We start from the raw sequence: 21,803 nt of genomic DNA, 5'->3' as shown, positions 1-21,803 counted from the left end.
TACGCTAGTGAATTCGCCCTGCGAGCGCCGTCTTGACGACGGTGCTGGCGTGCAGGGCACCTAATACGAAGATCGACTCGATGGTGGCAAGTGCCAGTTCCACGGAGACGTCGCTGGCGATGCTGGCCAGTCCCAGCACCTGTATCTGCAGGCGCTGGCCGGCTGCCTGGATCGCTTCCAGGTCGGCGCGCGAATAATGCTGCATGCCCAATACCAGGCTTTTACGGGCGACGGTTTGTTTCACCACGTCGGCGTGCGTATTGAGTTGATTGCGTATGGCCGTACGGATCAGATCCGTGCGGTTGGAATAAAATCCCTCCTGGACCAGCAAATCGATCTGCCCCAGGTCGATCAAGCCGAGGTTGATCGTGATTTTCTCGGATTCCCCAATTTTGGGCTTGCTGTCTTGCTTGGCCATATCTCTCCAAAAACTCCACGTGGCATCCAATTGCCATCTGTATGGATGGTAGTATAGTTCTGAAATATCTCAAGTCAAGCAGGATCTGGCCTGATCACGCTGTAGGACGGGCTCCCGCAGAGTGAGACGGGCCGCAAAATAAATTTTCAAATAATGTATTTTCGATTACTTTTCCGTCGGAAAATATGTTGACAGTGTCATTGCAGGGCGATGCCGCCGACTCGCCGGCGCGGTTTCGCGGCATAATGAATGCCTTCACGTTTACCGATGCCGCTCCATGATGGTCGCTACCCCACCTCCGCCAGCCGCTCCGCTCACTTTGCCGTCGCCGGTGCCGTCGCCCTGCGTCAGTCTGTGCAAGATGAACCGCAACAGCGGCTTGTGCGAAGGCTGCCTGCGCACGCTCGACGAGATCATCGCCTGGAGCAAGGCCAACGACGACTTCAAGCGCGCCGTCTTGGCCGAATTGCCGGGCCGTGTATCCCTGCTCGACTTCGAGCCCGATTACTGAGGAAGCCCATGCCGCGATCGCCAGCGCTGTTCCCCGATTCCATTCAGGTGTTCGAACGCGGCTGGCTGTCGTCGAATAACATCCTGTTCCAGGGCAGGGACGACACGGCCCTGATCGACAGCGGCTATGTCACGCATGCGCCGCAAACCCTGGCCCTGCTGCGCCACAGTCTCGATGGCCGTCCCCTGGACCGCTTGTTCAATACGCATCTGCACTCCGACCATTGCGGCGGCAACGCGCTGCTGCAAGCCGAATACGGCTGCCATACGGCCATTCCCGTATCGGAAGCGGACAAGGTGCGCGCCTGGGATATCGATGCCCTCAGCTTCCAGGCCACGGGCCAGCAATGCCCGCGCTTCGGCTTTGACGCCACCGTCTCGCCCGGCGACACGTTGACCTTGGCCGACATGGCCTGGCAGGCGCTGGGCGCACCGGGCCACGACCCGCACTCGCTGATTTTTTACTGCGCCCAGGAGGGCATCCTGATTTCCGCCGACGCTCTGTGGGAAAACGGCTTCGGCGTGATCTTTCCGGAACTCGATGGCGGCTCCGGCTTTCTGGAAGCGCGCGCCACCCTGGACCTGATCGCCAGCCTGGACGTGCGCGTGGTGATCCCAGGCCACGGGCGGCCATTCACGGATGCCGCCGGCGCCCTGCAGCGCGCGTATTCGCGCCTCGATTACCTGGCGTCCGATCCCGTGCGCAATGCGCAGAACGCCGTGAAGGTGCTGCTGAAATTCCTGCTGCTGGAACGCCAGCGCATCGCCCTCGCCGAGATACCGGCCCTGTTGCGCGGCATGCCCATCTTCGAGGAAGCCAACCGGCGCTTCCTGCGCCAGGAGGCGGCCGCGCTGGCCGAGTGGGCTGTATCCCAGTTGCTGAGGGCTGCAGCGGCGCACGTCGAGGGTGAGTACTTGCTGAACGAGGGTTGAAACGTCGGTGCGATAAATTCAGCACGATCGTACTTTTTCTGCACTATAATCAACGTTCAGTGTTTTTTACGTCCGATCAACTTTCCAGCGAGTCCGCCATGGCATTGCCTGTTGCGTTGCAAAACCTCTCCTTACCCGTTATCGCCTCGCCGATGTTCATCGCCAGCGGCCCGGCCCTCGTCGCGGCGCAGTGCAAGGCCGGCATCGTCGGTTCCTTCCCGGCCCTGAATGCGCGTCCCGCCGAATTGCTCGACACGTGGCTGACGGACTTGCAGGCCGAACTGGCCGCCTTCCAGGCCGCCAACCCGGACAAGAAAGTCGGGCCGATCGCTGTCAACCAGATCGTGCACCAGTCGAACGACCGCCTCGCGCACGACGTGGAAGTGTGCGTGAAACACCAGATCCCCATCATCATTTCCTCGCTGCGTGCGCCGCCCAAGGAAATGCTCGACGCCATCCACAGCTATGGCGGCATCGTGCTGCATGACGTGATTTCGATCCGTCACGCGAAAAAGGCGCTGGAGGCGGGTGTCGATGGCTTGATTCTGGTCGCCAGCGGCGCCGGCGGCCACGCGGGCACCCTGTCGCCGTTCGCGCTGGTGGGCGAAGTGCGCAAATTCTTCGACGGTCCGCTGGCGCTGTCCGGTTCCATCGCCACGGGTGACGCCGTGCTGGCCGCGCAAGCGATGGGCGCCGATTTCGCCTACATCGGCTCGCGCTGGCTGGCGACCAAGGAATCGAACGTCAGCGATGGCTACCGCGACGCCATCGTCGATTCCAGCGCGGCGGACATCGTCTACACGAACCTGTTTACTGGCGTGCACGGCAATTACCTGAAAAAATCGATCGAAGCGGCCGGACTCGATCCGGAAGCCTTGCCCGAAGCGGACAAGAGCGCGATGAATTTCGGCTCGGGCAGCGCCAAGGCCTGGCGCGACATCTGGGGCGCGGGTCAGGGCGTGGGCTTGATGGATGACGTGCCGAGCGTGGAAGAGATGGTGGCGCGCCTGAAAGCCGAATACGATGCGGCGCGCGCGCGGTTGAAGCTGTAACTCTGCTGCTGCCGGATGACGCGGCATGCCGCGTCATCCAAGCCATCCTTATTCCTGCTTCAAATCCTCAGGCTTGATGGCCCACAAGCCCGGCAGGTTGCGCCAGTAGCCATACGCATCCATGCCGAAGCCGACGACGAAGCGGTTCGGGATCACCAGGCCGACGATGTCGGCTTGCACGGGTTTTTTCTTGCCGATGGCCTTGTCGGCAAACACGGCCAGGATCACTTCCGAGGCGCCCATGTCCAGCAGGCGCTGCTTGACGTGTGCCAGGGTTTCGCCTTCGTCGAGAATATCGTCGAGCACGATGACGGTGCGGCCCGCTACATTCGAGCGGGGGATGACTTTCCACACCACTTCGCCGCCCTTGTCGTCGTCGCCGTAGCGGCTCACGTGGATGTAGTCGAATTCGAGCGGAAAGCTCAGTTGCGGCAGCAGGTTGCCCGTAAAGACGACGGCGCCGCCCATCACGCCCAGCACCAGCGGGAACTCTTTCGAATCCTCGGCGTTGAAGCGCGTGTTGAGCACATCGGCCATGCGCGTGATCGAAGCCTGCACGGCGTCTTGGTCGAACAGCAGTTCCGCGTTCTTGATCAGGTCACGGGCACGGTTGTGATGAAATTCTTGCATGGACTCTTGCATGGCGATGAATGGGGCTGATGGTCAATGCCGGTATTATCCCGCAAATCGGCCTTATTTGTAATCGCGCATGTCGTCGATAACTTTCCCATCCTGCGCCAGACTGCCCACGGCCACCAGCACTACGTCGCCGCGCAGCTTGGTCAGTTCGCGGATCGAGCCGATGATGGCTTCCACGCCGCTGGCGTCCAGCGGATCGTCGACTTCGCAATGCAAAGTCATCTCGTCGTTGGCCATGCGTCCCGATACCACCAGCCGTGCTTTTTTGATCTGCGGGTGGCGGCGTGCAATTTCATGCACCTGCGACGGATGCACGAACATGGCGCGCACCTTGGTGGTTTGATCCGCGCGCCCCATCCAGCCCTTGATGCGCGTATTCGTGCGGCCGCACGGCGACTCCGGCGCGTTCGTCAGCACGGCGGACAAGTCTCCCGTGGCGAAGCGGATCAGCGGGTAGTCGGCATTGAAGACGGTGACGACCACTTCGCCTACTTCGCCCGGCGCGACGGGAATGCCGCTGCCCGGATGGACGATTTCCAGCAGCACGTTTTCGTCAACGACCATGCCGGGATTGAGCTTGCCATTGCTGGCCGTTTCATAGGCGATGCTGCCGATGTCGGCCGAGGCATAGGTCTGGAACACGTGCGGCACGCCGTTCTCCGCAAACCAGCTGCGCAGGGACTCGGGCAAGGCTTCTGCACCCATCACGGCCTTGGTGACGCTGCTGATGTCGGCGCCCATTTCGCGGGCTTTCTCGATGATCAGTTTCAGGAATGACGGCGTGCCGATATACGTGTCGGGCTTCAGGTCGACCATCGCCTGCACCTGCATTTCCGTCTGGCCGATGCCGGCCGGGATGACGGTGCAGCCGATGCGCGCGGCGCCGCCTTCGACCATGAAGGCGGCCGGCGTGAAGTGATACGAAAAGCAGTTTTGCAGCAGGCCGCCGGCGCGCACGCCGGCAGCGTACATGGGGCGCGCGAAGCGCCACCAGTCGGGGCCGCGGCCTTCGGGATCGAAGATGGGGCCGGGCGAGACGAACACGCGCGACAGGGCGTTTTTCGGCGTCGTGTTCAAGCCGCCGAACGGCAGTTGCGTGTGCTGCAATTGCTTGAGGTCGGACTTGCGCGTCACGGGCAGCTGCGCCAGCGCGGCGCGGCTGGTGATGTCGGCTGCGTTGACGCCATCGAGGATGCGGGCCCAGCCCGGCGCCTGTTGCGCGCGCGCGATCAGCTGCGGCAGGCCGGCCATCAATTCGCGTTCGCGCGCTTCGGGGGCGCGTGCTTCCAGACTGTCGAGCGTATCGGTCATGTTGCGGATTCTCCAATGTCACGTTGCATTTTTTTCGTCAGCCCCGCAACAATCAGGCTGTATGAGCGCTGCAGCAGGGCGGCCATTTCGTCGTCGTCGAGGGCGTCGGGACTGGCGACCAGCACCCATTTGGCCCGCGCCAGGTAGGGCGCCGGGCGAAAACTGGGGCGGTCCGTCAATTCCAGGAAGCGTTCCGCATCGACCTTGAAGCTCATGCCGCGCGTGCTGTGCGCTTCCGCGCCGCACAGCGCGAACATCTTGCCGCCGACGCAAAACGCCAGCACGTTGCTCCATTTGATGTCTTGCGTTGCGCCGGGAAAGCCGCGGCACACTTGCTTCGCCCGTTCCAGGTCCATGACGGTAACTCCCTATGTCAGGCCAGCCAGCGCTTGCGGCGGCGGTAGAACTTCATGTCGCGGAAGCTCTTGCGCCCGGCGCTGGAGACGCCCAGGTAAAACTCTTTGACGTCTTCGTTGCTGGCCAGTTCCTGCGCTTGCCCTTCCATCACGACCCGTCCGTTTTCCAGGATGTAGCCGAAGTCGGCGTAGCGCAGGGCCACGTTGGTGTTCTGTTCGGCCAGCAGGAAAGACACGTTTTCCTTGTGGTTCAGGTCCTTGACGATGCCGAAGATCTCTTCGACGATCTGCGGCGCGATGCCCATCGACGGCTCGTCCAGTAAAATCATCGATGGCTTGGCCATCAGCGCGCGGCCGATGGCGCACATCTGCTGTTCGCCGCCCGAGGTGTAACCGGCCTGGCTGCTGCGCCGCGTTTTCAGGCGCGGAAAGTAGTGATACACCTTGTCCAGCGCGTCTTTCAGCTCGCCGCGCGACAGGCTGCGCGTGTAGGCGCCCGTCAGCAGGTTTTCCTCGATGGTGAGGTGGCCGAAACAGTGGCGTCCCTCCATCACTTGCGACAGGCCCCGCTTCACCAGTTCATTCGGCGTCAGCTGGTCCACGCGCTCGCCCTTGAACTGGACTTCGCCCTTGGTGACGTCGCCCCGTTCGCCGCGCAGCAGGGTCGAGATGGTTTTCAGGGTGGTCGACTTGCCGGCGCCGTTGGCGCCCAGGAGCGCCACGATCTTGCCTTGCGGCACTTGCAGCGACACGCCCTTCAGGACCAGGATCACGTGGTCGTAGATGACTTCGATATTGTTCACCGACAGGTAGGGCGGCGGCGTTTCCGCCTGGATCGGGGCTTGCGTGGCAGTGTGGGTCATGGCTGCTTCTTTAAAATGTTCAACACGGGACCGGCGTTGGCCGGTCCGGTTCCTCTCGCCTACGGCATTACTTCATGCACGCCGGCGTGATCTTTTTCTCTTCCGCGTACTTGTTCGAGGATTCCTCGACCAGCTTGCGCACCAGGGCCTTGTCGCCGACGATCCACTTCGGCGTGATGGCGGTCCACTTCTTGCCATCCCACTGCTGCACCTTCACGGCGCCCGAGCCTTCATGGTCGTCGCAGCTGGTCTTCACGGTGGGGAACATGCCCAGCGCGCCCACTGCTTTTTGGCGCGCATCGTCGACGTTCAGGTTTTCCAGGCCCCAGCGCATCTGTTCGCCCGTGATCGGTTTGCCCTTGCCGAATTTTTCCTGCGCCGTGCGGATCGCTTCCACCCACAGGATGCCGGCCGTCACGCCGCGCATGTGGTAGACGGAGCCGATGCGCGACTGGTCGGATAGGTTGCCCTTGCCGGACGCGTAGAGTTTCTTGCGGATGTCGTCGAGCACGGGGTAGTTGCCTGGCGTATTGAACGTCATCGCCGTGTAACCCTTGGCTGCGTCGCCGGATGGAATCGTGTCTTCCTCGGAGCCGGCCCACCAGACGCCCAGCATTTTGTCGCGCGGGAAGCCATTGCGCTGCGCCGTCTTGATGGCGACCGAGTTCATGACGCCCCAGCCCCACAGGATCACGTGATCCGGCTTGGCCTGGCGGATTTGCAGCCATTGCGATTGCTGTTCGCTGCCTGGCGGCGCGACGGGAATTTTCACCAGTTCGAAGCCGTACTGTTTCGACAGCGCTTCGAGCACGGGCAGCGGCTCCTTGCCGAAGGCCGAATCGTGGTACAGGTGGACGATTTTTTTACCCTTCAGCTTGTCCATGCCGCCATCCTTGTCACCCAGGTACTTGATCATGGCGGCGGCCTGGCTCCAGTAGCTGGAGATCAGCGGATATACGTACGGGAAGACCTTGCCGTTGGCGGCGTCCGAGCGGCCGTAGCCGATCATCGTCATGGGGATCTTGTCTTGCGCCACGCGGTCCAGGATGCCGTAGGCGACGCCCGTGGACAGGGTTTCGACCAGGGTGGCGCCGCCCTGCTTGGTTTTCAGGCGTTCATAGCATTCCACGCCGCGCGAGGGGTTGTATTCGGTTTCGCATTCTTCCCAGCTGATCTTGACGCCATTCACGCCGCCGGCCTGGTTGACCAGGTTGAAGTAGTCGATGATGCCGCCGTAGAAACCGGAGCCGCCGGCCGCGTAGGGACCCACGCGGTAGGATGGCAGGGCGATGTACTGCTCCTTGTCCTGCGCCTGCGCGCTGCCGGCCATGGTGAGTGCGGCACTGGCGATGGCGGCGGCCAGCATGAGCGATTTGATGTGTTTCATTGTGTCTCCTCTTGTTTTATTTGGTATTCAAGTGAACCGACATCCAACTGCGAAGTAAAACCGTTAATGGGGGAAGGGCCAGAGTCTCAACTTTTCCTTCGCGATTTGCCACAGCCTGGCCAGGCCGTGCGGCTCGACGATCAGGAAGAAGATGATCAGCGCGCCGAACACCATCAGTTCCAGGTTCGAGGCCACGCTGGTTGGCAATGCCAGGCCATGCGCGATGGTGTTCAGGAAGACGGGCAACAGCACGATGAAGGCCGCGCCGAGGAAGGAACCGAGGATCGAACCGACGCCGCCGATGATGATCATGAACAGGATGCGGAAGGACAGGTCCAGGTTGTACGCTTCCGGCTCCACCGTGCCCAGGTAGGCGTATGCATACAGCGCGCCGGCCACGCCGCAGTAGAACGAGCTGACGGCAAACGCCAGCAGCTTGGTGCGCATCAATCTGAAACCGATCACCTCGGCCGCCATGTCCATGTCGCGCACGGCCATCCACGAGCGGCCCACGTTCGAGCGGATCATGTTCTTGGCCAGCAGCGCCATGCCGGCCACGATGGCCAGCACCAGCAGGTATTTGCTTTGCGGCGTATCGAACTGGTAGCCGAGGATGGTCATCTTCTGCACCGTGATGACGCCCGAGGAGCTGTAGTTGGTGAGATACGGGATCTTGGTCAGGCACCAGACGACAAAGAACTGCGTCGCCAGGGTGGAGGCGGCTAGGTAAAAGCCGCGGATGCGCAGGGAGGGCAGACCGAAGGCGATGCCCACCATGGCTGCGCACAGGCCGCCGAGGATGAACGACACTAGCAGCGGCAAGCCGGGCAGGCGGGCCATGAAGTTATACGAGGCGAACGCGCCGACGGCCATGAAGGCGGCCGTGCCCAGCGACAGCTGGCCCGCGTAACCGGTCAGGATGTTCAGGCCCAGTGCCGCCAGGGCGAAGATCAGGAACGGGATCAGGATCGCCGACAGCATGTAGGGCGAGGCGAAGTACGGCAAGAGGAAGACGGCGACGAGGAGCGTGGCCGTCAGCGCCAGGCGGTCTTGCCTGATCGGGAAAATCTGGTTGTCAGCCTGGTAGCTGGTCTTGAATTGTCCTGCTTCACGGTAAATCATGGCGTGTCCTTTGTGATGGGTGCGTCGTATGCATCATGCGGCGGCGGTGCGGCGTCAGATACGCCGGATGATCTTCTCGCCGAACAGGCCTTCCGGACGCACCAGCAGGAACAGCAGGGCCAGCACATACGGGAACCAGCCTTCGATGCCGCCGCCCACCATGGGACCCAGATAGACTTCGGCCAGCTTTTCCGACGCGCCGATGATCAGGCCACCGACGATGGCGCCCGGCACCGAGGTAAAGCCGCCGAGGATCAGCACGGGCAGCGCTTTCAGGGCGATGAAGGTGAGGGCAAATTGCACGCCGTTGCGCGCACCCCACAGCAAGCCGGCCACCATGGCCACCAGGCCCGCCACGCCCCACACCACAGCCCAGATGCGCTGCAGCGGGATGCCGACCGCCAGTGCCGCCTGATGGTCGTCGGCGACGGCGCGCAGGGCGCGGCCTACCTTGGTTTTCGAGAACAGCAAGGCCAGGCAAATCACCAGCAGCGCGCAGATGCCGGCCGCCATCAGGTCAAACTGCGAGATGTTGATGTCGAAGCGGTCCATCAGGAATTGCATCGGCACGTCTTCGATGGGCAGGTCCAGCTTGTGCACTTGCGAGCCCCACATCAGCTGCGCCAGGCCTTCGATGAAGAAGGTCAGGCCGATGGTGGCCATGAACAGCGTGATTTCGGGCTGGTTGACGAGGGGCCGCAAGACCACCCGTTCGATCGCCATGCCCAGCACGATCATGGTGAGCATCGTCAGCGGGATGGCCAGCCACAGCGACAGGCCGAACTTGTCCATGATGCCCACGCAGGTGAGGGCGGCGAAAAACACCATTGCGCCCTGCGCAAAATTGAATACGCCCGAAGCCTTGTAGATCAGCACGAAGCCGATCGCCACCAGCGCGTACATGACGCCCGACAGCAGGCCGCCGATCAGCACTTCAAAGAAAAAATTGATATTCATTGTTATTCCTTGTCCGGCGCTAGTGCGCGACACCCAAATACGCGTTGATGACATCCTGGTTGCTGCGCACCTCGTCGGGCGTGCCGTCGCCGATCTTCTTGCCGTAGTCGAGCACCACCACCCGGTCGGAGATATCCATCACCACGCCCATGTCATGCTCGATCAGCACGATGGTCGTGCCCAGCTGGTCGTTGACGTCGAGGATGAAGCGGCACATGTCCTGCTTTTCTTCCACGTTCATGCCGGCCATCGGTTCGTCCAGCAGCAGAATTTCCGGTTCCGCCACGAGGGCGCGGCCCAGCTCCACCCGCTTTTGCAGGCCGTAGGGCAGGCGCCCCACGGGCGTCTTGCGGATGGCCTGGATTTCCAGGAAGTCGATGATTTCCTCGGCCTTCTTGCGGTGCTCGATTTCCTCGCGCCGCGCCGGGCCCCAGTACATGGCTTGCAAGAGAAAATTCGACTTCATCTTCAGGTTGCGCCCCGTCATGATGTTGTCCAGCACCGTCATGCCCTTGAACAGGGCGATGTTCTGGAAGGTGCGCGCGATGCCGGACTTGGCAGCCTGGTAGCAGTCCATGCCGCGCCGGTGTTCGCCCCGGTAGATGATTTCTCCCTGCTGCGGACGGTACACGCCATTGATCACGTTGAGCATCGAGCTTTTGCCCGCGCCGTTCGGGCCGATGATGGCGCGGATTTCATGCTGTTTGACGTCAAACGAGATGTCGGTCAGGGCTTTCACGCCGCCGAACGACAGCGAGATGTTCTTCAGGTCGAGGATCACGGGACCCGTCTTGCGGGCCGTGCCGAAATGGGCGTCGGGTTCGTTCATTTGCATCGTGCTGTGCTCCATCATGCGGCCAGGCCCTGGGGCCGGTACGTTTTGCTGTCCCAGATCTGCAGGTCGGCGCTGGTTGAGCCAAGGCGGCCATCCTCGAATTTCACCTGGGTCTCGATGTATTGCGTTGCCTTGCCCTCATACAGGGCGGAAATGAGCACCGCGTACTTTTCGGCGATGAATTTGCGGCGTACCTTGCGCGTGCGCGTCAGCTCGTCGTCGTCCGGATCGAGTTCCTTGTGCAGCACGAGGAAGCGGTGCACCTGCGTGCGGTCCATCAGCGGGTCGGCTGCCAGTTCCGCGTTGACTTGCTCGATGCAGTCGCGGATCAGGCCATAGGTCTCGGCGCGCGCCGCCAGGTCGGTGTAGCCGGAGTAGGCGATGCCGCGCCGTTCGGACCAGTTGCCCACCGCTTCGATGTCGATGTTGATGAAGGCGCACACCTGGTCGCGCGCATGGCCGAAGGCCACCACTTCCTTGATGAAGGGGAAGAACTTGAGCTTGTTTTCGATGTAGTTGGGCGCGAACATGGCGCCGCAATTCATCTTGCCGACGTCGGCCGCGCGGTCGATGATTTTCAGGTGGCCTTCGCCGTCGAACACGCCCGCATCGCCCGTATGGAAATAGCCGTCGTCGTCGATCACTTCGGCAGTGGCGTCGGGCCGCTTGAAGTAGCCGCTCATGGTGGCGGGCGACTTCACCAGCACTTCGCCATTGGCCGCCAGCTTGACTTCCACGCCTGGCGCCGGCAAGCCGACGCTGTCGAACTTGATATTGCCGTCCGGTTGCAAACATACATAGGCGCAGGTTTCGGTGGAACCGTACAATTGCTTGAGGTTGACGCCGATGGAGCGGTAGAAGCGGAACAGGTCGGGGCCGATGGCGGCGCCGGCCGTGTAGGCGACGCGCACGCGCGACAGTCCCAGCACGTTTTTCAGCGGGCCGTAGACGAGCAGTTCGCCCAGCTTGTAGCTGAGGCGGTCCGCCAGCGAGACTGGCTTGCCATCCAAAATCTGCGCGCCGCAGCGCTTGGCCACGTCCATGAAATGGCTGAACATGTGGCGCTTGATGCTGCTGGCGTCTTCCATGCGTATCATCACGCTGGTGAGCATGTTCTCGAACACGCGTGGCGGCGCAAAGTAGCAGGTGGGGCCGATTTCGCGCATATCGATCATCACCGTGTCGCCCGATTCGGGGCAGTTGACGGTGAAGCCGGCCACCATGGCTTGCGCCAGCGAGAAGAGGCAGTCGCCGACCCACGCCATGGGCAGGTAGGACAGGATGTCTTCCTCGTCGGTGAGCTGGTCGAAGGCGACGCCGCCAACGCCTGCGGCCAGCAGCGCCGTGTGGCTCTGGCACACGCCCTTCGGCTTGCCCGTGGTGCCCGAGGTGTACAGGATCACGGCGGAGTCGCTGCCCTGGCCCGCTGCCACGGCGGCGTCGAAAAAGCCCGGGTGTTCGCGGTCGTACGCGCGGCCCAGCGTCTGCAGTGCGGCAAACGACATCAGTTCCGGCTGGCGGTAATGGCGCATGCCCCGTTCATCGTCATAGGCGATGTGGGCGACGTGCGGATACAGGGCCTTGAGTTCGAGCAGCTTGTCGACCTGCTCCTGGTCTTCGACGATGGCGTAGCGGATTTCCGCATCCTGCAGCACATAGGCCATGTCGGCGGCCGGCGCGTCCTGGTACAGTGGCACGGGCACGCCGCCGAGGCTTTGCGCAGCCAGCATGGCCCAGTACAGGCGGGGACGATTATCGCCGATGATGGCCAGGTTCATGCCGCGCTGGAAGCCGATGGCGGCCAGGCCGCAGGCCAGCGCGCGTACCTCGTCGTTGACCTCGCGCCAGGTCCAGGTTTGCCAGATGCCCAGGTGTTTTTCGCGAAAGGCGGGCTTGTCGGATCGTACGGTCCCGTGTTGCAATAAGCGCCGCGGAAAAGTCGGCATTGTTGCTGTGGTATTCGTTTGCACCAGTGTCTCCCTGTTGCTTGTCTCAGGCCCCACCTCGTTGGATGGCGCTCTGTGTTTTTTATGTGTAAGGCGTTTGTGCAATGATAGTAGCTTGCGTTAGTTTGCCAAGTTGTCTTTTCGGGGACATTTACCCACTTTTCGATGGTGCATCGCACAATGACCTACCCTGATATCAGTCTCAAGGATGCCGTGCGCGCGGCCAACTGGGCGCAGCTGCTCGATCCCGTGCAAATGGCCCGGGTCGAAGCGGATGTGTTCGAGACTTTCGTGCCGAAAGGCGGCTTTGTGTGCCGCAAGGGCGAGCCGGTGGACAACTGGATCGGCGTCATCAGCGGTATGGTCAAGATGAATAACTTTTCCGCCTCCGGCAAGGCCATGACCTTCATCGGCGTGCCGCCCGGCAGCTGGTTCGGTGAAGGTTCATTGCTGAAGAATGAAATCCGCAAATACGACACCATGGCCCTGCGCGACACGCGCGTGGCGCGCCTGCCAGGCGCCACCTTCCACTGGCTGCTGGAAACGAGTTTGCCGTTTACGCGCTTCCTGCTGATGCAGCTCAACGAGCGCCTGGGGCAGTTCATCGGCATGGTGGAAAACGAACGCCTGCTGGACCTGAACACGCGCGTGGCGCGTTGCCTGGCGTCGATGTTCAACTCGCACTTGTACCCTGGCGTGGAGACGCTGGTGCAGCTGTCGCAGGAGGAAATCGGCCTGCTGTCGGGCTCTTCGCGCCAGCGCGCCAACCAGGCCTTGCAGGTGCTGGAAAAGAAAGGCTTGCTGCGCCTCGATTACGGCGGCATCCGCGTGCTGGATCTGGAAGGCTTGCGCCGCTACGAGGCCGACGATGCCATCTGAGACCACGCGTGCCGCAGCCCTGCGCGTACGCCTCGAAGGCGGCTTTGTCGAGCATGCGCGATTCACGGGGCCGCCCGTCGATTTCAACGACTGGACGCCCGAAGAACTGGGCGCCATCTGGGGGGCGTTGCATCGCGCGGCGCGCTTCGGCCATGACGATACGGCGCGGCGCGAGCTGGCGACGGCGCTATTGGCACAAGCGACCAGCATGAACCTGGCGCCGGCGCTGGCAGGCGCCATGTTCCTCGATGCGCTGGACGCGGCCGGCGATTACAACCGGGAATGGGAGTATGTCATTGGCTGTCTGGCTTGCCTGCAGGGCGAGGCACCGGCAGGCACGGCGGGGCAGGCGCGGCGCATTCTCGGCAAAACCTCGGGCTGGGCCGAGTGCCCCTACCAGGCCTACCTGCTGGCGCGCCTTGCTGGCGGCGACGCCCCTGCGCAATTTGCGCAGGCAATGGAGGAGCGTCACGCCCATTATCCGATGCCATTGACCTTGCATGAATTGGAATTGCTGCCTCAGTTGGCGCAAGCGTCCCTGCTGGCGCTGGCCGGCTCGCGCTACAGCGGCCACTGGAGCCGCGACAGTATCGGCGAGGCGGATCCCGCCGTCGTGCTGGCCGACGATGCGGCGTATGTCGATTTTGCGCGCACGATACTGGAACAGGCGGCACGCCATATCGCCGCCATTCATGACGGCGGCGTGCCGTATGCTGCCGATGCCGCCTTTGCCACGGCAGACTCTCAGGTGCTGGCGCGCGCCGCGCGGGTCGCCGCCTATCGCGATGACGCATGGTTCAGGCCCGTGATCAGCGTCTTGCTGCCCTTGGTATGCGTCGCACCCGGCACGGCCAAGAGCGCGCCGTCGCAATCGTTGGCGATGGCGCTGGGCCATGCGGTGGAAACCATCCCCACGCCGGAAAGCTTGCTGGCCCTGCGCACGGCGCTGGCGCAGGTGCGCCATGCGGGCATCCGCAAGAAGCTGGAACGCAATCTGAAACCGGCCGAACGGGCGCTGGCCGAACGGCCCGATATCGCCTGGAGGATCGGCATGCCCGGTCCCATGGGCAAACGGCGCCAGGCCATGCTGGCGCGCCGCCTGGAAGCGGGCTATGCCAGCGACGTGCGTCTGGGGCTGGATCAATGGCGCGCCTTGCGCGACGATGCCGATATCGATACGGTGGCGCGCGCGCTGGTCTGGCGTACGGGCGACGGCCAGGCTTTCATGCTCGATGGCGAGGGTGCCATCGATGCATGGGGGCAGCCGGCGGATGTGCCGCTACAGGGAGAAGGCGAGATCGGCCTGTGGCATCCCCTGCACGGCAGCGGAGAGCAGCGCGCCGCCTGGCAGGCGCTGGTTACACAGCGGCGCGTGCGCCAGCCGCTGCGCCAGGTGTATCGTGAAATATATGCACCGCCCGGCGACGGCAGCGCCCCATTTTCCGGCTACCAGCTGTCGCTGCCTGCCTTGCTGGGACTGGCCCGCCGCGAAGGCTGGCGGCTGGACGACGATGAAGGCTTGTCGCGCGGGTTCGGCGCCTGGCGCGTATTGCTGCGCCTCGAGGGACGCGTCTATCCAGGCGCGGGCGGCGCCTGCACGTCTAACGGGCTGGCGCCCGCGCAGATGCTGCCGCTGGCGCCTGTGGCCTATTCGGAAGCGTGCCGCGCGGTGGATCTGCTGGTCAGCGCCAGCGCGTTGGCGCTGGTGGAAGACGAGCAAAGCGTGCAGCGCGAAGAGCGCTTGTCTTACCTGGCCAACTTGCCCCCGGGGCCGATGGCGGGCATGCGGCGCACCGTGCTGCGTCAAGTGTTTGCGCAGCAGATCGAAGCAGGGCGCATGGCGCTCGAGCCCCGTCACCTGATGGTGGGCAGGCACGCCATCCACCTGACCACCGGCAGGGTCACGCTGGACGGCGCCGAGGTGGCGACCGAGGTGCTCGCGAAGGGGAACAAGCTGGGTGCCGTGCCGTGGCTGCCTTACGACGAGGCGCTGCTGGAAAAAATCGCCGCTACCGCCGGGGTGCTGCTGGCGCTGCACTGAGTGCAGCCCGGCTGCTAATCGCGGTATCATAGGCACTTCCCAGCACCGCTCCATTTTCGCACCCATGCAGACACCTGACCAAGCCACTCCCGCCTCCCGTTTGTCGCAACTGCGCAGCGCCATGCGCGCGCAGCACATCGACGCCTGCATCGTGCCCTCGGCCGACCCGCATTTGTCCGAGTACTTGCCGGCCCGCTGGCAGGGCCGTGAGTGGCTGTCGGGCTTTACGGGGTCGGTCGGCACCCTGGTCGTGACGCAGGAGTTTGCTGGCGTATGGACCGATGGCCGCTACTGGGAACAGGCGGAAGACGAACTGGCCGGCAGCGGCATCGTCCTGAAGAAAATCCCGTCCGGCGCCAGCGTGCTGTATATCGACTGGCTGGGCGAAACCATGCGGCCGGGGCAGACGGTGGCCGTCGATGGCGCCGTGCTGGGCCTGGCCAATGCGCGCCTGCTGCAGCAGGCGCTGGGGGAGCAGGTTACCCTGCGCACGGACACCGATGTGCTGCAAGCCGTGTGGCCGCAGCGTCCGGCCATGCCCGCCGCCCCCGTGGTTGAACATGCGGCCGCGTATCCCTCGCTGTCGCGCACGCAAAAACTGGCGGCCCTGCGCACCAGCATGGCGGCCCAGGGCGCCAGCCACCATGTGATTTCCACGCTCGACGACATCGCGTATCTGTTCAACCTGCGCGGCGCCGACGTCAACTACAACCCTGTCTTCCTCGCGCATGCGCTGGTGGGACCCGAGCGCGCCACCCTGTTCGTCGCCGACGGCAAGGTGCCGGCGGCCCTGCGCGCCACCCTGGAAGAACAGGGCGTGGACGTGGCAGCCTATGACCGCACGGCTGCCGCGCTGGCCGCCTTGCCGGCCGGCGCCACCTTGCTGCTCGACCCGCGCCGCATCACGTTCGGCACGCGCCAGGCCGTGGCCGATGGCGTGCAGGTGGTCGAATCCATCAACCCGACCACCCTGGCCAAGTCGCGCAAGACGGATGGCGAAGCGGCGCACGTGCGCGCCGCCATGGAGCAGGATGGCGCCGCCCTGTGCGAGTTTTTCAGCTGGTTAGATCGCACCCTGGCCGACCCGCAGCGCGCGCCGTTGACGGAAATCGGCGTCGACGAGCACCTGACGGCTGCCCGCGCCCGCCGCGCCGGGTTTGTCAGCCCCAGTTTCGGCACCATCGCCGGCTTCAATGCGCATGGCGCCATCATGCATTACCACGCCCATGCGGATTCGGCCGCCACTATCGAAGGCGATGGCTTGTTGCTGATCGACTCGGGCGGCCAGTATTGGGGCGGTACCACGGATATCACCCGCGTGGTCCCCGTCGGCGCGATCACGGCCGAGCACAGGCGCGATTTCACCCTGGTCTTGCGCAGCATGATCGCGCTGTCGCGCGCGCAATTCCCGCGCGGCGTGAAGTCGCCCATGCTCGATTCCATCGCCCGCGCGCCCCTGTGGGCCGAAGGCATCGACTTTGGCCACGGCACGGGCCACGGCGTGGGCTTCTTCCTCAACGTGCACGAAGGGCCGCAATCGATTTCGCAGTCCGCCATGCCGGAGCCGCAGACGGCCATGGAACCGGGCATGATCACCTCCGTCGAGCCGGGCATCTACCGTCCCGGCCAGTGGGGCATCCGCATCGAGAACCTGGTGCTGAACGTTCCCGCGGGGACGACGCCCTTCGGCGAATTCCTGCGCTTCGAAACCTTGACCCTGTGCCCGATCGACACGCGCTGCGTGGAACGTTCGCTGCTGCGCGATGACGAAGCGGCCTGGCTGAACGACTATCACGCCACCGTGCGCGCGCGGCTGGCGCCGCACCTGGCCGCGCCGGCCGATGCGCCTGCGCTGGCGTGGCTGGAACAGCGCACGGGAGCCATCTGATGCGCTCGACCCGCGCCACGTCCGCCATCGAGCGGCTCAAGGAACGCACCGGGCACCGCCTGTACACGATGGCGCGCACGGGCGATGAACTGTTCTTCCTCACGGAAGGCCCGGGCTTGCCGCCCCTGTGCCCGCCGCTGGAACTGGACGCCTTTGTCGCCTTCGTGAATGGCCTGGGACCGCAAAAGGCGCGCCGCGTTAGCAAGCTCGACGTGGCGTTTGAAAAGCAGCTGACGAAAAAGCCCCAGGACTAAATGCCGACCATCGACTTCCTGCGCGCCTACTGGTCGCCGGCCGAGCTGGCGACGAATGGCGTGATCCTGCTGAACCTGCTCGGCGCACTGCTGCTGGGCTTGCTGGTGGGGTATGAGCGCTCGTATCACGGGCGCGCGGCCGGCATGCGCACCTACAGCCTCGTGTGCATGGCCTCGGCCGCGCTGACGGTGCTGGGCGGCTATCCGGAGTTCTGGTACGGCGGCCATGGCGCCATCGTCGGCAGCGATCCCACGCGCGTCATCCAGGGCATCGTCACGGGCGTGGGTTTCCTCGGCGCCGGCGTGATCATGCGCGAGGGCTTCAATATCAGCGGTCTGACGACGGCTGCCTCGATCTGGGCTTCGTCCGTGATCGGCATCATGGTCGGCATCGGCTTTTATCTGTCGGCCATGGGCCTGGCCTTTCTGTGTGCGATGGCGATGATTTTCCTGTCAAAACTGGAGAACTGGCTGCCGTCGCGCCACGCGGTGGCCATCACCATGCGCTTCAAGCGCGATTTCATTCCGCGCGAAGATGCGCTGCGGCGCATGGCGGCCAAGCGCGGCTACGACATCGCCGGCGGCTCGCTGACCATCGGCAGCACGGACGGCATGCAGGAATGGCGTTTTGTTGCCATCGCGCATGGCAAGAACACGGGCGCCAGCCTGTCGGCCATGTCGGCCGAACTGGCCGCCTTCGAAGGCATCGCCGGCTTCCAGCTGTCGCATGCCCGCAACTGATACGGATGCCGAGAGGATGGACATGGATGCACAGGCTCAAGAGGTACTCGATTTCTGGTTTCTGCCGCCGGATAACCCCGACTACGGCCAGTCGCGCGTGGAATGGTTCCGCAAGGATGACGGCTTCGATGCGCAGATACGCGCGCGTTTCGGCGCGCTGATCGATGCCGCCATCGAGGGCGGCTTGCGCGCGTGGGATACCACGCCGCACGGCGCGCTGGCGCGCCTGATCGTGCTCGATCAATTCACGCGCAATGTGCATCGCGGCACGCCGCACGCCTTTGCCGGCGACGCCCGGGCGCTGGCGCTGGCCGTCGCCTTGACGGACGCGGGGCAGGACCGCCAGCTGCCGCCGATGCTGCGCGCCTTCGCCTACCTGCCGTTCGAACACGCGGAAGACCTGGCCATGCAGGCGCGCGCCGTCGAGCTGTTCCAGCTGCTGTCGCAGGCGCAGCCCGGCTTTGACGGCATGTTCGATTACGCCGAGCGCCACCAGGAAGTGATCGCCCGCTTTGGCCGCTTCCCGCACCGCAACGCCATCCTCGGCCGCGCCTCCACGCCGCAAGAGCTGGAATTTTTGCGCCAGCCGGGATCGAGCTTCTAGAAAATCGCCATGAACGTTACCCTGAATATCATCGGCGCCGGCCACGTGGGCCGTGTGCTGGGCCGTTTGTTCGCCCGCGTGGATGGCGCGCAGGGCGGAGCAATCCTGGTGCAGGACGTGCTGACGCGCTCGATGGCGTCGGCGCAGGCGGCCGTCGATTTCATCGGCGCCGGCACTCCCGTCGCCAGCTATGCGGCCTTGCGGCGCGCCGACGTCACCATGCTGGCCGTCTCCGACGACCAGATCGGCCCGGCCTGCGCGGCACTGGTGGCCGAGGGACGCCAGGCGGGCGCCATCGTGTTCCACTGCAGCGGCGCGCTGGCCTCGAACGTGCTGCTGGCCGCCACGCAGGCGGGCGCCTTTGTCGCCAGCGCGCACCCGATCCGCAGCTTTGCCGACCCGCAGCAGGTGGCCGCCACCTTTGACGGCACGTTTTGCGGCGTTGAAGGCGATGCGCTGGCGCTGGCCTTCCTCACGCCCGCCTTGAACGCCATCGGCGCGCGTCCCGTGCCCATCGACCCGGCCGCCAAGACCCTGTATCACGCCGCCGCCGTCTTCGCCAGCAATTACCTGGTGACGGTGCTCGACGCCGCCTTGCGCGCCTACCAGGCGGCCGGCATTCCCGAGCCCGTGGCGCGCGAACTGGCGCAGCCCCTGGTGACGGAAGCGGTGGCGAACGTGTTCCGCCTGGGCGCCGCGCCCGCGCTGTCCGGCCCCATCGCGCGTGGCGACTCTGCCACCGTGCAACGCCAGCAGCTGGCCGTGCAAAGCTGGGATGCCGCCACGGGCGAGTTGTACCGGGCGCTGGTGGCGCCCACGCTGGATTTGGCCAGGCGCAAGCGCGGGGGATGACTCAGGCGGCGTGCACGCCGTTGCGGCCGTGATGCTTGGCCTGATACAAGGCGCTGTCGGCGCGCGAGAAGAAGGCCGACTCGCTTTCCTCTGGCCGGTACTCGGCCACGCCCAGGCTGATCGTCACGGGTAGTTGCGGCGCGGGCAGGCCGAAATCGTGGCGTTCGACGGCGGCGCGCAGGTTTTCCGCCACTTCCGCCGCTTGCGCCAGGCTGCAATTGTTCAGCAGTACCAGGTATTCCTCGCCGCCCCAGCGCGTGATGACGTCGCTTTCGCGCACGGTGGCGCGCGCCACGTCGGCCACGCCACGGATCACCTTGTCGCCCCACAGGTGGCCGTGGGTATCGTTGACGCGCTTGAAGAAGTCGATGTCGAACAGGATGGCGGACATCGGTTGTTCGTTGCGTTTGGACAAGAGCATGGCGCGCTGGAACAGCAATTCCAGCGATTGGCGGTTCAATAGCCCCGTCAGCGCATCCGTCGAGGCGATGCGTTCGATGCGGCGCTGGTAGCGGTTCACCGTCAGCAGGGTCAATACCAGCACCAGCAGGGTGACGCCAAAGCTGATGGCCAGGTTGAAGATGAAGACGCGCTGCAGCGACTGGACTTCGTCGCTGACATTCTGCTCGACCACCAGGTACCAGCCCAGTTCGGGAATGAAGCGCGAGTTGACGAGGATTTGCGCGCGCCCCAGCTGGTACGACAGGTGCGTCGGTTCGCTCTGATGGTTGATGATTTGCTCGGCAATGGCATTGACGCCGGGCAGGCTGCGGATATTGCCATGCCCGTTGCGCATGGTCTTGCCCGCCAGCACCAGGGCGCCGGCGCCGTCGACAAAATAGATGTTGCGGTGGAAGCGCGCCTGGTAGCGGTCGATGATGTGGCTCATGGTGGCCAGGGTCAGGCCGATGCCGGTGGCGCCGATGAACTGGCCGTCGTAGTCGTAGACGCGGTGGTTGATGAAGATGGTCATGCTGTCGCGGTTGGCCATGTCCACGTCGACATTCGTTTCATAGTCGGTGGTGTCCATGGCGCGCACGCGGTAGTACCAGATGTCGCGCGTCGCTTGCGGGCTGACGGATTTCAGGGTGCCTTCCGCATAGTAGTATTTGCTGCTCTTGTCCGAGACGAGAAAGCTGGTGATGGCGCCGTATTTTTTCTTGACCTCGGCCAGGTAGCGCACGATCTGTTCCGGCTTGTTTTCGCCGGCGAGTATCCAGTCGCGCACGAAGGTGTCGTGCGCCATCAGCGAGGAAATGAAGACGGGGCGCAGCATGTCCTTCTGGATTTCGGAATAGATATTGTCGCCCGTCAATGGCAAGGTCTGGTCGGCGATGCCGTGCTCGATGGCCTGGCGCGAAGCCAGGTAGCTGGCCAGGCTGGTGGCCATGAAGCCCGCACCCAGGATCAGGGTCAGGAGGATGAGCAGGCGGTACTTGATTGACAGAAGACGCATGGAGACGAGGGGTGGCCGGCGGGAAGGCAATCGTGACGCAAGCCAAAAGTATGCAGCAGGCCGGGTATTGGCGCAATGATAACTGGCTTTATTGACAATTTACATTGGCGAACGCAACAAGATAACCACGACTTACCAAATAAAAGTGCCGATTTGTCGACAAAGATGCAAATTAGCAATAAGATTTGACGAGGGGAATCATTGCGCACCGCCCCTGTCTTGCCGCCCGTTTCAGGCGCGGGACATTACGCGCAGGGAGTGTTGTATGTTATTTTTAAAGAGTACGTCCGTCAGCAAGGCCCCCGGCATCTACGAGGTCGACATCGCCGCGAAACCACCGGGCAAGACCTTCGGCATTTTTCTCGCCACCGATCCCGACCATCCACCGCATGCCTTGCTGGGACAATTGAAGGCGCTCGGCTTCGAGAACACCTATAGTTCACCCTACCTGCACAAGGATGCGGGCAAGGTGCTGGACCTGCATTTCCAGAAGGATGGCACGGATATCTTCAAGGGCTGGAAAACCGAGGAATGCACGCATAACCTGGCGGCCATCACGGCGCTGTTCGAGGAACATGGCATCACTATCGCCCCACGGGTGATGTCGATGGCGGAAGCCTACGCCTAAACGCCTATCAAAACCTACTGCGCGTCGGTATAGGCGGCCTGCGATGCTCACTGCCTCGGCGGCCCCGTGCATTAGCACAGCTCCGCTTCTCAGCCACCTCTCCCTTCCGCTCGCTACGGTTTTGTTTGGCG

22 protein-coding genes are annotated in these 21,803 nt (G+C 63.7%); 11 read left to right on the top strand and 11 right to left on the bottom strand.

The annotated features are described in order from the left end of the window. Positions 1-4: 4 nt before the first annotated feature. Positions 5-418, bottom strand: a complete 414-nt coding sequence (locus tag VPH40_RS12710; protein WP_289899651.1) for a CopG family transcriptional regulator — start codon at positions 416-418, stop codon at positions 5-7. Between the two features lie 277 nt (positions 419-695). On the opposite strand from VPH40_RS12710, the gene VPH40_RS12705 reads away from it, so the two are divergent. The 3 genes from VPH40_RS12705 to VPH40_RS12695 all read left to right on the top strand — a co-directional run bounded on the left by VPH40_RS12705 (position 696) and on the right by VPH40_RS12695 (position 2,913). Continuing rightward, complete coding sequence (locus tag VPH40_RS12705) at positions 696-929, top strand: DUF1289 domain-containing protein (protein WP_328573590.1); 234 nt, start codon at positions 696-698, stop codon at positions 927-929. An 8-nt stretch (positions 930-937) separates the two neighbouring features. After that, complete coding sequence (locus tag VPH40_RS12700) at positions 938-1,861, top strand: MBL fold metallo-hydrolase (protein WP_328573589.1); 924 nt, start codon at positions 938-940, stop codon at positions 1,859-1,861. 98 nt (positions 1,862-1,959) lie between these two features. Continuing rightward, positions 1,960-2,913 carry an NAD(P)H-dependent flavin oxidoreductase gene (locus VPH40_RS12695; RefSeq protein ID WP_099665909.1) on the top strand — a complete coding sequence of 318 codons (954 nt, stop codon included), beginning with the start codon at positions 1,960-1,962 and terminating at the stop codon, positions 2,911-2,913. 48 nt (positions 2,914-2,961) lie between these two features. On the opposite strand, the gene VPH40_RS12690 is transcribed toward VPH40_RS12695, so the two are convergent. The 9 genes from VPH40_RS12690 to VPH40_RS12650 all read right to left on the bottom strand — a co-directional run bounded on the left by VPH40_RS12690 (position 2,962) and on the right by VPH40_RS12650 (position 12,329). Next, positions 2,962-3,543 carry a hypoxanthine-guanine phosphoribosyltransferase gene (locus VPH40_RS12690; protein WP_099377742.1) on the bottom strand — a complete coding sequence of 194 codons (582 nt, stop codon included), beginning with the start codon at positions 3,541-3,543 and terminating at the stop codon, positions 2,962-2,964. A 63-nt stretch (positions 3,544-3,606) separates the two neighbouring features. Next, the gene (locus VPH40_RS12685) at positions 3,607-4,863 is read right to left on the bottom strand and encodes a phenylacetate--CoA ligase family protein (RefSeq protein ID WP_328573588.1); all 1,257 of its coding nucleotides are present in this window, start codon (positions 4,861-4,863) and stop codon (positions 3,607-3,609) included. Next, the gene (locus VPH40_RS12680) at positions 4,860-5,219 is read right to left on the bottom strand and encodes an MmcQ/YjbR family DNA-binding protein (protein ID WP_328573587.1); all 360 of its coding nucleotides are present in this window, start codon (positions 5,217-5,219) and stop codon (positions 4,860-4,862) included. Before VPH40_RS12680 ends, VPH40_RS12685 begins: the two co-directional genes overlap by 4 nt. Positions 5,220-5,236: 17 nt before the next feature. Continuing rightward, positions 5,237-6,082 (bottom strand): ABC transporter ATP-binding protein, encoded by an 846-nt coding sequence (locus VPH40_RS12675; protein WP_099665906.1) that lies wholly within the window; start codon positions 6,080-6,082, stop codon positions 5,237-5,239. 67 nt (positions 6,083-6,149) lie between these two features. Further along, the gene (locus VPH40_RS12670) at positions 6,150-7,469 is read right to left on the bottom strand and encodes an ABC transporter substrate-binding protein (protein WP_099665905.1); all 1,320 of its coding nucleotides are present in this window, start codon (positions 7,467-7,469) and stop codon (positions 6,150-6,152) included. 63 nt (positions 7,470-7,532) lie between these two features. Then, a complete protein-coding gene (locus tag VPH40_RS12665; RefSeq protein WP_034752817.1) occupies positions 7,533-8,591 on the bottom strand; it encodes a branched-chain amino acid ABC transporter permease in 1,059 nt (352 codons plus the stop codon). A 54-nt stretch (positions 8,592-8,645) separates the two neighbouring features. Then, positions 8,646-9,542 (bottom strand): branched-chain amino acid ABC transporter permease, encoded by an 897-nt coding sequence (locus VPH40_RS12660; protein WP_198521486.1) that lies wholly within the window; start codon positions 9,540-9,542, stop codon positions 8,646-8,648. Between the two features lie 25 nt (positions 9,543-9,567). After that, complete coding sequence (locus VPH40_RS12655) at positions 9,568-10,383, bottom strand: ABC transporter ATP-binding protein (RefSeq protein ID WP_328573586.1); 816 nt, start codon at positions 10,381-10,383, stop codon at positions 9,568-9,570. Positions 10,384-10,397: 14 nt separating this feature from the next. Next, entirely contained in the window at positions 10,398-12,329 is a 1,932-nt protein-coding gene (locus VPH40_RS12650) for an AMP-binding protein (protein WP_251349534.1), read from the bottom strand. Between the two features lie 180 nt (positions 12,330-12,509). Here VPH40_RS12650 and VPH40_RS12645 point away from each other — a divergent pair, with 180 nt between their 5' ends. The 7 genes from VPH40_RS12645 to VPH40_RS12615 all read left to right on the top strand — a co-directional run bounded on the left by VPH40_RS12645 (position 12,510) and on the right by VPH40_RS12615 (position 19,588). After that, entirely contained in the window at positions 12,510-13,208 is a 699-nt protein-coding gene (locus VPH40_RS12645) for a Crp/Fnr family transcriptional regulator (protein WP_099665901.1), read from the top strand. Further along, positions 13,198-15,249, top strand: coding sequence for a DUF4132 domain-containing protein (locus tag VPH40_RS12640; protein ID WP_328573585.1), 2,052 nt, complete (start codon positions 13,198-13,200; stop codon positions 15,247-15,249). The genes VPH40_RS12645 and VPH40_RS12640 overlap by 11 nt, the downstream gene beginning before the upstream one ends. 64 nt (positions 15,250-15,313) lie before the next feature. Then, positions 15,314-17,137: an aminopeptidase P family protein gene (locus tag VPH40_RS12635; RefSeq protein ID WP_328573584.1), complete on the top strand. Its 1,824-nt coding sequence runs from the start codon at positions 15,314-15,316 to the stop codon at positions 17,135-17,137. Next, positions 17,137-17,391 carry a hypothetical protein gene (locus tag VPH40_RS12630; protein ID WP_077398459.1) on the top strand — a complete coding sequence of 85 codons (255 nt, stop codon included), beginning with the start codon at positions 17,137-17,139 and terminating at the stop codon, positions 17,389-17,391. Before VPH40_RS12635 ends, VPH40_RS12630 begins: the two co-directional genes overlap by 1 nt. Continuing rightward, complete coding sequence (locus VPH40_RS12625; RefSeq protein ID WP_099665898.1) at positions 17,392-18,132, top strand: MgtC/SapB family protein; 741 nt, start codon at positions 17,392-17,394, stop codon at positions 18,130-18,132. A 16-nt stretch (positions 18,133-18,148) separates the two neighbouring features. After that, entirely contained in the window at positions 18,149-18,736 is a 588-nt protein-coding gene (locus tag VPH40_RS12620) for a DUF924 family protein (protein ID WP_328573686.1), read from the top strand. 9 nt (positions 18,737-18,745) lie between these two features. Beyond that, positions 18,746-19,588: a Rossmann-like and DUF2520 domain-containing protein gene (locus VPH40_RS12615; RefSeq protein ID WP_328573583.1), complete on the top strand. Its 843-nt coding sequence runs from the start codon at positions 18,746-18,748 to the stop codon at positions 19,586-19,588. 1 nt (position 19,589) lies between these two features. Here VPH40_RS12615 and VPH40_RS12610 read toward each other — a convergent pair whose 3' ends face one another. Next, complete coding sequence (locus VPH40_RS12610; protein ID WP_305060502.1) at positions 19,590-21,044, bottom strand: sensor domain-containing diguanylate cyclase; 1,455 nt, start codon at positions 21,042-21,044, stop codon at positions 19,590-19,592. Positions 21,045-21,309: 265 nt separating this feature from the next. Here VPH40_RS12610 and VPH40_RS12605 point away from each other — a divergent pair, with 265 nt between their 5' ends. Further along, positions 21,310-21,672 (top strand): hypothetical protein, encoded by a 363-nt coding sequence (locus tag VPH40_RS12605; protein WP_077398469.1) that lies wholly within the window; start codon positions 21,310-21,312, stop codon positions 21,670-21,672. Positions 21,673-21,803: the final 131 nt, after the last annotated feature.

The organism is Janthinobacterium sp. P210005 (assembly GCF_036231865.1).
Classification (GTDB): domain Bacteria; phylum Pseudomonadota; class Gammaproteobacteria; order Burkholderiales; family Burkholderiaceae_D; genus Janthinobacterium; species Janthinobacterium kumbetense.
This window is presented reverse-complemented; position numbering and strand designations above follow the sequence as displayed.